Genomic DNA, 12,105 nt, shown 5'->3' on the forward strand with positions numbered 1-12,105 from the left:
TTTTTACACAGAACTCGCAACTTGTCCTGATACCCCAACGACGCTTATCGTGGAATGGCTCGATTTTTGGCGTTTGCCCGGTGCGGCGTCCAACTAATAAAAACCGATCCATGCATAAGAAAAAGTTGATCCCATGAATTTGAAGTTCCTCGAAACCTTCGTCTGGGTGGCCAAGCTCAAGAGTTTTCGCCTGACCGCCGAGAAGCTGTTCACCACCCAGGCCTCGATTTCCAGCCGCATTGCGGTGCTGGAGAGCGAACTGGGGGTGAAGCTGTTTCTGCGTGATTCGCGGGGCGTGAGCCTGACCCCGGAAGGCTTGAAGGTGCTCGATTATGCCGAGCAGATGATGGTGACCATGCAGGGCCTGAAGCAGTCCCTGGAGACCACCAGCAGCAAGGTCGGGCGCATCCGTATCGGCGCGATGGACACGGTGATCCACACCTGGCTGAGCCCATTGGTCGCCGAATTGATGGACCAGTTCCCGCGGGTGGAAATCGAATTGATCGCCGATACCGCGCTCAACCTCAGCGATCAGCTGCAAAAAGGCTTCCTCGACCTGATCCTGCAAACTGACCTGCTCCGCCTGGAGACCGTGCGCAGCCTGGAACTGGCCAGCCACCCCATGGCCTGGATCGTCGCCAGCCAATCGATCTACAACCGCGACTACGCGTCCCTCGCCGAACTGGCCCAGGAACGCATCATCACCTACTCGAAAAACTCCCACCCCCATCAGGACGTGCTCAGCCTGATGCAGGCCAATGGCGTTGCCGCGCCACGGATGAACTGTGTGAATTCGGTGTCGGCGATTACCCGCCTGCTGCGCGATGGCTTCGGGATTGGCGCACTGCCCCCCGTGCTGGTCATCGAAGAACTGGCACGCGGTGAATTGGTGATGTTGCCCATGGCGCAGAAACTGCCGAACTTGCAGGTGGTGGTGTCGTGGCGCGTGGGGGTGGAGTTGGTGGAGGAAATTGTGGGGTTGTGCCAGAAGGTGGTGGCCAGGTATGCCGAAGAGGTTGGCGAAGAGCGGATGGTGCTCAGCAACTGAAGGAACCCAATCCAATGTGGGAGGGGGCTTGCCCCCGATAGCAGTGTGTCAGTCAATACATCAGTGACTGAACCACCGCCATCGGGGGCAAGCCCCCTCCCACAATTGACCCAGGTGTTGGTTAGAGACCTTTCAGGTCCCGCTCTTCAATCGGCCGGCTCTGACGCAGGCGCTTGCCGCCCAACACCACCCAGTCGATCAAGCGGAACAGGCATTCCAGGCCAAACGACAGCAACATCGCCCCACCCAGGCCCCAGCCCATGGCCTCGGGGGTCAGCAGGATCTGGTAGCTGTAGCCGTTCCAGGTTTCCAGGCGAATATCCGGGTCGGCGGCCACCGCCACTTGCAGGGCGCGGATGTACCACGGGCCTTGCATGGCCTGGAATTGCTTGTCCAACGCCACCTGGCGATCGAGCATCGCCCCCAGGCTCTTGGCATCGCTCTGGAACACCGGGTCGTCGCTGGCGCGGTAGTGGGCCACCAGGGCCTGCAGGTCGCCATTGAAGAACTGCTGCGCAGTGGACTCAAACCCGCGCAGGCCGGTCTGGGCCTCGATCAGGTGGGCTTCGACGCGCTTGGCGTAGTCGTTGATAAACCCCGGCACTTGCACACCGACCAACAAGCCAATGGCAAACAGCACCAGTCGCAAATAGCTGAGCAACATAATCGATGTCCCTACTCGGTAATGCCCTGGCTGACGCATTCACCGCGTCGCCACAGGCTCCATTGGCCCGGTTCGTAGCGGGTCCAGTTTTCGTTGTCGGTCAGCGGCTCGGTGGCAATCACCGTGACCACATCATTGGGGGTGGTTTCGGCCTGAAAATCGACAATCACGTCGACATCTTTCAGGCGTGCCGGGCCAAACGGGGCGCGCCGGGTGATCTGCGCCAGTTTGGTCGAGCAGTAGCAGAACAACCAGTCGCCATCGCTGAGCAGGCAGTTGAACACGCCTTTGCTGCGGTATTCGGCGCAGGCGGCGATCAGGTCCGGCAGCATCTGCTCAATATCGACTGGCTCCGGGAATGCCTCGCGTACGCGGTTAAGCAGGTCGCAGAACGCCGCCTCGCTATCGGTATCACCCACCGGGCGGTAGAACGTGGCGCGCGGGTTGAAGTCCGCCAACTGGCCATTATGGGCGAAACACCAGTTACGCCCCCACAGTTCACGCACGAACGGGTGGGTGTTGGCCAGGCTCACCTTGCCGACGTTGGCCTGGCGGATATGGCCGATCACCACTTCACTCTTGATGGGATAACGCTGCACCAGCAGCGCGACTTCCGATTCGCTGCTGGCGGCCGGGTCCTGGAACAGGCGCAGGCCACGGCCTTCGTAGAAGGCAATGCCCCAACCGTCGCGATGGGGCCCGGTACGCCCGCCGCGCTGCATCAGCCCGGTAAAGCTGAATACGATATCGGTGGGGACGTTGGCACTCATGCCCAATAATTCACACATGCCAGGGCTCTCGCTGCAGGGCGGACTACGTTAAAGGCGCGGTTCGACCCGCATACCGCTCACCGGCGCCGGGCGACGGAACGGTTCATCGTCTTCGTCTTCCGGCTCGGCAGCCAAGGCGGCATCGACCGCGGCCTTGCGCTCACGGCGGGCCTTGGCGGCACGCTCGATGGGCCAACGGATCAACACGATGACGATATACACGCCAAAGGCGATCATCGTGTACATGAACAGATCGGAGACAGCCCGCCAGGCGTTATTGCCGACCTTGAGCACCAGGTCCATGGCGGTGATGGCCACGGCCGGGGCGAACTGGGTCTTGACCGGATCGACGATGGTCGGGCTGAACAGCAGCACCGCCATCAGCAATTGCAGCGGCTCGCGCAACCAACGCCAGATCCAGCGGGTCATGCGCCACCACACCAACAGGCAGCCCAAAGCGGCGAAGGCGTAAAGGCCCCAAGCGGTCAGATAGTCGTTCTCGGTCATGGTGTCCATGGCAACGTAGGCAAACAGGCGGCTATGATAACGGCTTTTGCGTGTCGCGGCTGCAATGGCTGCCACCATCCGCCAGACAGAGAGTGATCCATGCCTTCATCGACCCACATCACTGCCGCCCCGATTGCCCGCAAAGCCCCAGGCCAGGACCCGTACGCCTGGCTGCAAGAGCGTGACAGCGCTGAAGTGCTCGATTACCTCAAGGCCGAAAACGCCTGGCTGGAAGCCCAACTCGCCGACCAGCAGGCCCTGCGCGAAACCCTGTTCGAGGAGATCAAGGGGCGCATCCTCGAAACCGACCTGTCGCTGCCCTCCCCTTGGGGCCCGTACCTGTACTACACACGCACCACCGCCGGTGACGAATATGCCCGCCACTACCGCTGCCGCCGCCCGGCCGACGACAGCAACCAGGTGGACGCCAGCAGCGAAGAGCTGCTGCTGGACCCCAACGCCCTGGCCAACGGTGGCTTCTTCTCCCTCGGCGCGTTCAGCATCAGCCCCGACCACCAGCGCCTGGCCTACAGCCTCGACACCAATGGCGAAGAGATCTACACCCTGTACGTGAAGGAATTGGCCACCGACAAAGTCAGCGAACTGGCGTTCGACAACTGCGACGGCAGCATGACCTGGGCCAATGACAGCCTGACCCTGTTCTTCGGCGAGCTGGATGACACCCACCGCCCACATAAGCTGTATCGCTACCGCCTGGATGGTACGGCCGCGCAGGAAGTGTTCCATGAGCCCGACGGGCGTTTCTTCCTGCACTGCTACCGCTCCAGCTCAGAGCGCCAGTTGCTGCTGGCCCTGGGCAGCAAGACCACCAGCGAAATCTGGGCCCTGGACGCCAACCAGCCGCACCTGGACTTCACCTGCCTGGCACCACGGGTCGAGGACCATGAATACGATGTCGACCACGGCCAACTGAATGGCGCGTGGACCTGGTTTATCCGCAGCAACCGTGATGGCATCAACTACGCCCTGTTTGTGGCGACCGACATTGGCGACGTGCCAACCGAGGATGAGTGGCAGAACCTGATCCCCCACAGCGACGAGGTGATGCTCGACGGCGTCAGCCTGAACGCCTACGCCATGACCCTGAGCCTGCGCATCGGCGGCCTGCCGGTGATCGAAGTGCACCCCCAAGGTGTGCCGGCCTATCGCGTGGAATTACCCGACGCCGCCTACAGCCTCTACGTCCAGAACAGCCTGGAATTCGTCAGCGACAAGATCCGCCTGCGCTATGAAGCCCTGAACCGCCCGGCCCAGGTCCGCCAGTTGGAACTGGCCAGCGGCGCGCAGCAGGTGCTCAAGGAAACCCCGGTACTCGGCGTGTTCAACGCCGATGACTACGTCAGCCGGCGCCTGTGGGCCACCTCCGCCGATGGCACCCAGGTGCCGATCAGCCTGGTGGTCAAGCGCGACCAACTCGGCAAGCCGACGCCGTTGTACCTGTATGGTTACGGCGCCTACGGCCAGAGCCTCGACCCGTGGTTCTCCCACGCCCGCCTGAGCCTGCTGGACCGTGGCGTGGCGTTCGCCATTGCCCATGTGCGCGGCGGCGGCGAGCTGGGTGAAGCCTGGTATCGCAACGGCAAGCAGGAACATAAGCAGAACACCTTCAGCGACTTTATTGCCTGTGCCGAACACCTGATCGCCGAGGGCCTGACCACCGCCCAGCAACTGGTGATCAGCGGCGGCAGTGCCGGTGGCCTGTTGATCGGCGCGGTACTCAACCAACGCCCCGAGCTGTTCCAGGCGGCGATTGCCGAAGTGCCGTTCGTCGACGTGCTCAATACCATGCTCAACCCGGAACTGCCGTTGACCATCACCGAGTACGACGAGTGGGGCAACCCCGAGGAGCCCGAGGTGTACGCACGCATCAAGGCCTACGCGCCGTACGAAAACGTCAGCGCCCAGGCCTACCCGGCCACGCTGGTGATCGCTGGCTACAACGACAGCCGCGTGCAGTACTGGGAAGCGGCCAAGTGGGTGGCGAAGCTGCGGGCGACCGCCACCTCCGACAACCTGCTGCTGCTCAAGACCGAACTGGGCGCCGGCCACGGCGGGATGAGCGGTCGCTACCAGGGAATTCGTGACGTAGCACTCGAATATGCATTTGTATTCAAGGTGCTGGGGCTGGTGTAAGGAACTTCGCGGAGCGGTCCTGTCTGAACACAGGACCGCCACCTTTGATGGACCAAGATTGCAGCCATGGCACTACCGACGCTAATGAACACCGAAATCCGCGACATGCTCATGGACTGCGGCCTGTTCGACCCGTTGTTGCCGGAAGACTTTCACGTCGCCGCCGGCTACTTCAATATCAGCAGCATTGCCGAGGGCGAGGTGATTTTCCTCGAGGGCGATGCTGGCACCTTCATGTGCATCCTCCACAGTGGCCAGGTGGCGGTACAGAAAACCAACCACAATGGCCAACGCCTGACCATCGCCACCCTGCGCAGTGGCCGGGCCTTCGGTGAAATGGCGGTGCTCGACGGCGAGCGACGTTCCGCCAGCTGCGTGGCCGCCAGCGACTGCGTCTTGTTGAGCCTGGGCAAGGACGCCCTGGAAAAGATGCTCAATGAAACGCCCCGTGTGGCGGCAAAGATCATCCGCGCAATCGCCATCGCGTTGTCCAAGCGCCTGCGCATGGCTGATGGGCAATTACTGTCCCAACAGTTTTAACCGCCGGGCGACTTCGGCTTGCTGTCATTCTGCTGCAAGCCGGGCACCGTCTGGTCCTTCGGCGGCGTCGGCAATACGATCGGCGCCAAGGCGGGGGAGCCGTTGGTCTTGGGCACGGCCGGCGGGGTGACTTGCGGGTACAACGTCGGCGTCGGGGTGCCCGGTGCGCCTGGGGTTGGCGCTGGCGCGACCGGTACGGTTTGTAACTCCTGAGCCTGCGCCGCACCCAATGCGAGCGCGCTCAACACAATGACCGTTAGAATGCTGCACTTCATCGATGGCTCCATGGCCTGACCGGAATGTCGTAAGGCTACTCCCAACCGCGCAAGAATGCCCTTCCCAATGAGATTTCCATGAAACGTTTCGTTCTGCTCGACACCACCCCGATCCCCGATAACGGCGGTGCCTTGTGCCTGTTCGAGTACGGTGAAGATTTTGTCATCAAGATCCAGGGCGGTGACGGCGGCCAGTTGATGAACACGCGCATGCACGGTTCCGAAGACGCCCTGGCGGAAATTCCCTGCCGCAAAGTCGCCGGCCGCCCCGGTTCGCGGGTATTGATTGGCGGCCTGGGCATGGGCTTCACCCTGGCGTCGGCGCTCAAGCATTTGGGCAAGACCGCCGAGGTGGTGGTGGCTGAACTGGTGCCGGGCGTCGTGGAGTGGAACCGCGGGCCCTTGGGGGAAAAAGCCGGGCGCCCGCTGCTCGACCCGCGCACGCTGATTCGCCTGGAAGACGTGGCCAAGGTGCTGCAGGCCGAGCCCCAGGGCTTTGACGCGATCATGCTCGATGTGGACAACGGCCCCGAAGGCCTCACGCAAAAAGCCAACAGCTGGCTTTACTCCGCCGGTGGCTTGGCGGCCTGCGCCAAGGCCCTGCGGCCCAAGGGCGTGTTGGCCGTATGGTCGGCCAGTGCCGACAAGCTGTTCAGCGACAAACTGCGCAAGGCCGGTTTCAAGGCCGAGGAAGTGCAGGTGTTCGCCCATGGCAACAAGGGCACCCGGCACACCATCTGGATTGCGGAAAAGCTCAAGGGCTGAGCACCATTAACCAAACGCTGAAAATCCAATGTGGGAGGGGGCTTGCCCCCTCCCACATTTTTGATCCCCGATCAGTGGTGGGATTTGCGGTAATCGATCACATACGGCACTTTTTTGTCGAAGGTCTTCTCCAGCTCATCGCGGTCCAACTGGGGCATGCCGCCCAGTTGATGGGCGGTAAAGCCGCTATCCCCCACCTGTGAACCCGGCGCCAGGCTGACCATGCGCTTGGCCACCGCTTCGATGGCATCCTTGTAGCCGCCTTTCTTGTTCAGGTTGTACTGGCCCAGGTCCACCTGCGTGCGCAGCCAGTTACCCCAATAGAACTCCAGGAACTCCGGCGCGATCTCCCCAGCATCCGGCTTGCCATAGGCGGCCTTGCGGGTGAAATACACCAGGCTGCGGAAGGTGTCGTCCTGCAGGTTCTTGAACCCCAGGTGCGCCGGCAGTTGCTCCGGTGGCAGGGTCTGGCCTTGGTTGTCCTTGAGCCAGACCTTGCGGGCCGCTTCCATGCGCTGCCAGAAGCTCGCCATGTTCGGGCTGTTGCTGAAGTCGTCGGTGACCTTGACCCACATCTTCAAGCGCGGGCCGCCGCCGGGCACTTCCCACAAGGTGGTGAAACTGTGGTGACCGTCGGTCAGGTACAGCTGCCCGGCTGGGCCGACCACCACGGTTTTCATGTCCTCGGGATGGGTGCCCACCGGGTCCTTGCAGGTGAAGCTGTCGGGCTGGTGCAGGTCAGCCTTGCCGGGCACCTTGTCGGCCTCGCCCTGGCCATTGGTTTCGCAGTACTCATCGAAGACCTTGGCGGGCTTGTCGGCAAACAGCCCCAGGCTGTAGTAGATCTGGTCGAACCCCACCACGGCCTGGGTGGGGTGCAACTGGTCGAGGGCCACCTCGATCACCTGGCCGGGCTTGGGCGTGGAGAACGCCTGGGCTTGCGCCGTGAGGGCGCAGAGTAGAAGTGCAACTGTCCATGTAGGTAAACGCATAGGTTTCAGATCCTTATGAATTGAGTGAACCGATACTACAAACGATCGCCGGCGCCAGGCTGTACGGTTGCTGAAAAAGCCAGCGGTCATTTGCCCCGCAAGCGGCTAGAATCAACGCTATCCGTGACCCACCAAACAGCCAGGAGCCATGATGAGCTCGACCAACCCGCCCTCCCACACCGCCAAGCTGGACCGCATCCTTGCCGATGCCCAACGCGACCGGGAAATGGGCTACCGCGACAAAGCCCTGAAAATGTACCCCCACGTGTGCGGCCGTTGCGCCCGTGAGTTCGCCGGCAAACGCTTGAGTGAACTGACCGTACACCACCGTAACCACAATCATGATGACAATCCCCAGGACGGCTCCAACTGGGAACTGCTCTGCCTGTATTGCCACGACAACGAACACTCGCGCTACACCGACCAGCAGTACTTCGGCGAAGGCTCCACCAGCAGCCCGACGATTGCCAAGGCCACGCACAACCCGTTTGCGGCGTTGGCGGGGTTGATGAAGAAAGACGACTGAAATCCTTGTGGTGAGCAGGCTTGTTGTGGCGGGCACAGCGCTATCTATTTGTGGCGAGCGGGCTTGCCCCGCGTTGGGCTGCGCAGCAGCCCCAAAACCAGCCGCTCCTGCAATATCTGATACACCGCATTTTGCTTTATTGGGGCTGCTGCGCAGCCCAACGCGGGGCAAGCCCGCTCGCCACAACAAACCTGCTCACCACAGTAGGCCTGCTCACCACAGAAAGCCTGCTCGGCCCAAAGTCGTCGCCATTGCCCGTATAATCGCCGCTTTTATCCAAGGCACCCTTCCCCGTGGGCAATAAACGCTACAGCTGCATCGGTCTGTATAACCCAAAATCCCCCGAAAACGTCGGCTCGGTGATGCGTGCCGCCGGCTGCTACGGCGTGGCCTCGGTGTTCTACACCGGCAAGCGTTACGAGCGCGCCCGGGATTTCATCACCGACACCAAGAAGGTCCACCACGACATTCCGTTGATCGGTATCGATGATCTGAAGAAGATCCTGCCGCTCGGTTGCATCCCCGTCGCCGTCGAGCTGGTGGAGGGCGCCCGCCCGCTGCCCGAATACACCCACCCAGACCGCGCGCTGTATATCTTCGGCCCGGAAGACGGCTCGCTGGATAAAGAGATTCGCGACTGGTGCGAAGACGTGATCTACATCCCGACCACCGGCTGCATGAACCTCGCCGCCACTGTTAACGTGGTGCTCTACGACCGCCTGGCCAAGGGCAATAACACCCGCTCGGGGCCCAAGTACTGATTTTTCGGGAACATCCGCCGCCTGCAAACAGTCAGCTGCATATCACTAGCCCTTGTTGGAGACAGATCATGAGCGACAGCAAATCCCTGCGACCCATCATCGAACACACCCCTTTTGAAACCCGCCCCACACAGAACGTGCATGGCTGGGAACGCATCGGCTCGGTGGCGGGTGGCGTGATAATGGTTGGCAAAGGCCTGCGTCGTGGCGGGATTTTCGGGCTGATTCAGGTGGCCATTGGGGGTGTGGCACTGACCCGTGGTTTTACCGGACACAGCACGCTCAAGGACAAGCTGGAACAAGGTCGCCAGGAAATGAACAGCGTACGCACCAAGATCGAACGCGCCGGTGCAGAGCTGAAAAACCTCAAGACCAAGGCCGAAGTGGCGGCTGAGAAGGCTACAAAGACCGCTGGGTGATCCAAGCCTTCGGTATGGTGGGGATCCAAATAAATATGGGAGGGGCTTGCCCCCTCCCACATGTTGCTTGGTGCATGGCTCGGATTTCAGCGTAACAACTTGCTGTCGAGCACCACCGACGATTCGCCGATGATGCTCTCGGCCAACTGCACAAACTCCGCGGTAGTGATGCTGTTCGCACGCATCACCGCCTGGGCCAGGTCATCGAGGGAACGCTTGTTGTGGGTTTTCACGCGGATCTCGCGGTCCAGCTCCTGCATCACCACCACGGCCCGCGCCACAATCGCTCCGCTGACGTGCTCGCCGCGCAGGCTGGTGACGTCCTTGCCTTCCTTGGCCAGCCTGGCCTGTATCGCCGCATACCGTTCATCGGTGATGCCTCCGGCACGGCGCACCAGTTCAATGGCGTAGTACTCTCCCAGGCCTTCGCTGATCCAGTCACTGGTGTCATGGTCGTTGAAACGGCCAATCGCCTGCACCACTTCGCGGATCAACGGGCTGCTGCCATTCTCGCTGACCAACGGCGTGCGGCTGTTGAGGTAGATCGAGTCGCGCGAAGAGAACACACCCCGGCGCATCGGGTCGCCGGCGCCGACCACCAGGAGCTTGGCGGGATGGCGTGGAAAGGCGGCTTCCACTTGCGGCCAGACGAAGGTCAGCAGCGTCAGCACATCCATGCGGCGCATGGCCTGGCCCTTGGGCGAGGCCACTGTGACTTCGGTTTCGCCCAGGCGCACACGGCGGCTGCCCAGGTTGCCGGCGAGCATCCAGCCAGTGGGGCGGTCGAACAGGCGTGAAACGTTGTCAATGCGGAACTTGTTCTTGCCAATGCGCGGCCAGGCGGTTTCGACGCTCTTCCAGCCGGCCGGCAGCTCGAACGCCAGGCGCGACACCAGCTCGACGCCATCCTGCTGGTCAAGCCGTGCAGTGGGCACCAGGTCTTCACCGCGAAACAGCGCCCAGCTCGGCGTCATCCGTGTGTCATACAGGCCCGGCTTGCGTGCGTGGGTGAGGCGTACGCGGTAGGTCAGGCTGGCCTTGTCGGCGCTGGGCTGCCACACGCCACGGTGGCCACTGACTTTCCATTGCCCATCGGCCTTGAAGTCGCTGTAGTCGCCGTCATGGCCCAGGTCGAAGTTCAGGCTGCGCACCGCCGAACCCTGGGACAGGCTCACGCGGACTTCGGCCTGATCGCTCAGGGGCAGCAGCTTGACGTGATAATCCAGGTCGACTTTCTTCGCGCACCACGCCGGCATGCTCAGCGTCAGCAACACCAGGCTTGTCGCCAGCTTGGTTCCCACGGTCATACACACTCCTTTTTCAGCCGGCGCGGAAGATCAGGTAATCCTCCCAGTCATCTTCGGGCACGCTGCCTTCGCTGAGCATGCGCCCCGACTGGGAAATGCGTTCGTGGTGCACGGCGTCGCGGTCGCCGCAGACCAGGTGGTGCCACAGCGGCAGGTCCTTGCGCTCGCTGACCAGGCGATAGCCGCAGGTGGGCGGCAACCATTTGAACTGGTCAGCCTGGCCCGGGGTGAGCTGGATGCAGTCAGGCACCGAGTCGCGGCGGTTGGGATAGTCGGTGCACTGGCAGGTTTTCAGGTCCAGCAGTTTGCAGGCGATGCGCGTGTAATAGACGCTGTTGTCGTCTTCGTCCTCAAGCTTTTGCAGGCAGCACAGGCCACAGCCGTCGCACAACGACTCCCACTCCTCTTGGTCGAGCTGCTCAAGGGTTTTGCGTATCCAGAAGGGTTCGACTTTGGCGGCCATGGCTCTACATCAGTATCGGAATGTGAAAAGGCCGCCAGTCTAGTGCCCATGGCCCCCGCGGCCAAGCGCTTACGACTGGCGGTGTTGCAAGACTTGTCAGCGACTATTCATCGCAGTAGCTTTGTGGGCCGCAAAGGCCCCGTGTCGTGAGCCATAAATGCGTGACCGCATTGCCCCGATGCCCTATGGAGCCTTGAAAAAACCTTCGCCGAGCGCATCGGTGCGCCGTTTTTTTGAATCTGCGCCTGCCTGTCCAACCGTACCCCATCATCGTCGTCAGGAACTGTTCATGAGCACAAACCCACGCGTTGCCGATTACCCGATCCACACCCAGTTCACCGAACGCTGGTCGCCGCGCGCCTTTACCGGTGAAAGCATCCCGCAGGAAACCTTGCTGAGTTTCTTCGAAGCCGCCCGCTGGGCGCCGTCGGCCTACAACTCGCAGCCATGGCGCTTTCTCTATGCGCGTCGTGACACGCCGGACTGGGAGCGTTTCCTCGGCCTGCTGAACGAATTCAACCGTGGCTGGGCACAACATGCGTCGGCCCTGGTGATCATCGCCTCAAAGACCGACTTCATCGCCCCCGGCGCCACGGAAGAAACCCCAGCGCTGTGGCACACCTTCGACACCGGCTCGGCCTGGGGCCACCTGGCGCTGCAAGCCAGCCTCAGCGGCTGGTACACCCACGGCATGGCCGGCTTCGATCAGGAGCTGACCCGCAGAGAGCTGAAGATTCCTGAGGGTTACGCACTGCATGCGGCGGTAGCCGTGGGCAAGCTGGGCGACAAGTCGACCCTGCCTGAGTACCTGCAAGGCCGTGAAGTGCCGAGCCCGCGCAAGCCGTTGAGCGAGCTGGTATCGGAAGGTGACTTCAGCCTCTGAAACTGTGGGAGGGGGCTTGCCCCCTCCCACA

15 protein-coding genes are annotated in these 12,105 nt (G+C 62.0%); 8 read left to right on the forward strand and 7 right to left on the reverse strand.

Features of this window, described 5'->3' with window-relative positions:
- Positions 1-133 precede the first annotated feature (133 nt).
- Complete coding sequence (locus A7317_RS06895; protein ID WP_024074059.1) at positions 134-1,048, forward strand: LysR family transcriptional regulator; 915 nt, start codon at positions 134-136, stop codon at positions 1,046-1,048.
- 121 nt (positions 1,049-1,169) lie between these two features.
- Here the strand turns inward: A7317_RS06895 and A7317_RS06900 are convergent, their stop codons facing one another.
- The 3 genes from A7317_RS06900 to A7317_RS06910 are packed head-to-tail and all read right to left on the reverse strand — an operon-like array spanning position 1,170 to position 3,067.
- Positions 1,170-1,712 carry a DUF2937 family protein gene (locus tag A7317_RS06900; protein WP_024074058.1) on the reverse strand — a complete coding sequence of 181 codons (543 nt, stop codon included), beginning with the start codon at positions 1,710-1,712 and terminating at the stop codon, positions 1,170-1,172.
- Positions 1,713-1,723: 11 nt separating this feature from the next.
- Positions 1,724-2,500 carry a class II glutamine amidotransferase gene (locus A7317_RS06905; RefSeq protein ID WP_024074057.1) on the reverse strand — a complete coding sequence of 259 codons (777 nt, stop codon included), beginning with the start codon at positions 2,498-2,500 and terminating at the stop codon, positions 1,724-1,726.
- 30 nt (positions 2,501-2,530) lie between these two features.
- On the reverse strand, positions 2,531-3,067 hold the full coding sequence (locus A7317_RS06910; protein WP_024074056.1) for a hypothetical protein: 537 nt from the start codon (positions 3,065-3,067) through the stop codon (positions 2,531-2,533).
- Positions 3,068-3,088: 21 nt separating this feature from the next.
- Here A7317_RS06910 and A7317_RS06915 point away from each other — a divergent pair, with 21 nt between their 5' ends.
- Entirely contained in the window at positions 3,089-5,143 is a 2,055-nt protein-coding gene (locus A7317_RS06915; protein WP_069075439.1) for a S9 family peptidase, read from the forward strand.
- A gap of 66 nt (positions 5,144-5,209) precedes the next feature.
- The gene (locus tag A7317_RS06920) at positions 5,210-5,683 is read left to right on the forward strand and encodes a cyclic nucleotide-binding domain-containing protein (protein ID WP_024074054.1); all 474 of its coding nucleotides are present in this window, start codon (positions 5,210-5,212) and stop codon (positions 5,681-5,683) included.
- Here the strand turns inward: A7317_RS06920 and A7317_RS06925 are convergent.
- Positions 5,680-5,958, reverse strand: a complete 279-nt coding sequence (locus A7317_RS06925; RefSeq protein WP_041160864.1) for a hypothetical protein — start codon at positions 5,956-5,958, stop codon at positions 5,680-5,682. The genes A7317_RS06920 and A7317_RS06925 overlap by 4 nt on opposite strands.
- A gap of 78 nt (positions 5,959-6,036) precedes the next feature.
- Between A7317_RS06925 and A7317_RS06930 the strand changes: the two genes are divergently transcribed.
- Positions 6,037-6,723 (forward strand): spermidine synthase, encoded by a 687-nt coding sequence (locus A7317_RS06930; protein WP_024074052.1) that lies wholly within the window; start codon positions 6,037-6,039, stop codon positions 6,721-6,723.
- A 71-nt stretch (positions 6,724-6,794) separates the two neighbouring features.
- On the opposite strand, the gene A7317_RS06935 is transcribed toward A7317_RS06930, so the two are convergent.
- On the reverse strand, positions 6,795-7,715 hold the full coding sequence (locus A7317_RS06935) for a ParB/Srx family N-terminal domain-containing protein (RefSeq protein WP_069075440.1): 921 nt from the start codon (positions 7,713-7,715) through the stop codon (positions 6,795-6,797).
- Positions 7,716-7,866: 151 nt separating this feature from the next.
- On the opposite strand from A7317_RS06935, the gene A7317_RS06940 reads away from it, so the two are divergent.
- The 3 genes from A7317_RS06940 (at position 7,867) to A7317_RS06950 (ending at position 9,421) form a co-directional block, all read left to right on the forward strand.
- Entirely contained in the window at positions 7,867-8,241 is a 375-nt protein-coding gene (locus tag A7317_RS06940) for a YajD family HNH nuclease (RefSeq protein WP_003210675.1), read from the forward strand.
- 293 nt (positions 8,242-8,534) lie between these two features.
- On the forward strand, positions 8,535-9,002 hold the full coding sequence (locus A7317_RS06945; RefSeq protein ID WP_003210674.1) for an RNA methyltransferase: 468 nt from the start codon (positions 8,535-8,537) through the stop codon (positions 9,000-9,002).
- Between the two features lie 68 nt (positions 9,003-9,070).
- Positions 9,071-9,421: a YgaP family membrane protein gene (locus A7317_RS06950; RefSeq protein WP_024074050.1), complete on the forward strand. Its 351-nt coding sequence runs from the start codon at positions 9,071-9,073 to the stop codon at positions 9,419-9,421.
- Between the two features lie 86 nt (positions 9,422-9,507).
- Here A7317_RS06950 and A7317_RS06955 read toward each other — a convergent pair whose 3' ends face one another.
- Together A7317_RS06955 and A7317_RS06960 are read right to left on the reverse strand one after the other, a co-directional pair.
- Positions 9,508-10,728, reverse strand: coding sequence for a hypothetical protein (locus tag A7317_RS06955; RefSeq protein ID WP_069075441.1), 1,221 nt, complete (start codon positions 10,726-10,728; stop codon positions 9,508-9,510).
- A gap of 13 nt (positions 10,729-10,741) precedes the next feature.
- On the reverse strand, positions 10,742-11,191 hold the full coding sequence (locus tag A7317_RS06960) for a YcgN family cysteine cluster protein (protein ID WP_024074048.1): 450 nt from the start codon (positions 11,189-11,191) through the stop codon (positions 10,742-10,744).
- A gap of 289 nt (positions 11,192-11,480) precedes the next feature.
- Here A7317_RS06960 and A7317_RS06965 point away from each other — a divergent pair, with 289 nt between their 5' ends.
- Positions 11,481-12,074: a nitroreductase family protein gene (locus A7317_RS06965; protein ID WP_069075442.1), complete on the forward strand. Its 594-nt coding sequence runs from the start codon at positions 11,481-11,483 to the stop codon at positions 12,072-12,074.
- Positions 12,075-12,105 lie beyond the last annotated feature (31 nt).

Origin of the sequence: Pseudomonas fluorescens, assembly GCF_001708445.1 — a bacterium.
GTDB classification, from domain to species: Bacteria; Pseudomonadota; Gammaproteobacteria; order Pseudomonadales; family Pseudomonadaceae; genus Aquipseudomonas; species Aquipseudomonas gorinensis.

Coding starts and splice junctions, on each gene's coding strand:
- A7317_RS06895 (WP_024074059.1), top strand. CDS start 134: ATGAATTTGAAGTTCCTCGAAACCTTCGTCTGGGTGGCCAAGCTCAAG.
- A7317_RS06935 (WP_069075440.1), bottom strand. CDS start 7,715: ATGCGTTTACCTACATGGACAGTTGCACTTCTACTCTGCGCCCTCACG.
- A7317_RS06915 (WP_069075439.1), top strand. CDS start 3,089: ATGCCTTCATCGACCCACATCACTGCCGCCCCGATTGCCCGCAAAGCC.
- A7317_RS06940 (WP_003210675.1), top strand. CDS start 7,867: ATGAGCTCGACCAACCCGCCCTCCCACACCGCCAAGCTGGACCGCATC.
- A7317_RS06930 (WP_024074052.1), top strand. CDS start 6,037: ATGAAACGTTTCGTTCTGCTCGACACCACCCCGATCCCCGATAACGGC.
- A7317_RS06910 (WP_024074056.1), bottom strand. CDS start 3,067: ATGGTGGCAGCCATTGCAGCCGCGACACGCAAAAGCCGTTATCATAGC.
- A7317_RS06960 (WP_024074048.1), bottom strand. CDS start 11,191: ATGGCCGCCAAAGTCGAACCCTTCTGGATACGCAAAACCCTTGAGCAG.
- A7317_RS06955 (WP_069075441.1), bottom strand. CDS start 10,728: ATGACCGTGGGAACCAAGCTGGCGACAAGCCTGGTGTTGCTGACGCTG.
- A7317_RS06925 (WP_041160864.1), bottom strand. CDS start 5,958: ATGAAGTGCAGCATTCTAACGGTCATTGTGTTGAGCGCGCTCGCATTG.
- A7317_RS06965 (WP_069075442.1), top strand. CDS start 11,481: ATGAGCACAAACCCACGCGTTGCCGATTACCCGATCCACACCCAGTTC.
- A7317_RS06920 (WP_024074054.1), top strand. CDS start 5,210: ATGGCACTACCGACGCTAATGAACACCGAAATCCGCGACATGCTCATG.
- A7317_RS06900 (WP_024074058.1), bottom strand. CDS start 1,712: ATGTTGCTCAGCTATTTGCGACTGGTGCTGTTTGCCATTGGCTTGTTG.
- A7317_RS06950 (WP_024074050.1), top strand. CDS start 9,071: ATGAGCGACAGCAAATCCCTGCGACCCATCATCGAACACACCCCTTTT.
- A7317_RS06905 (WP_024074057.1), bottom strand. CDS start 2,500: ATGTGTGAATTATTGGGCATGAGTGCCAACGTCCCCACCGATATCGTA.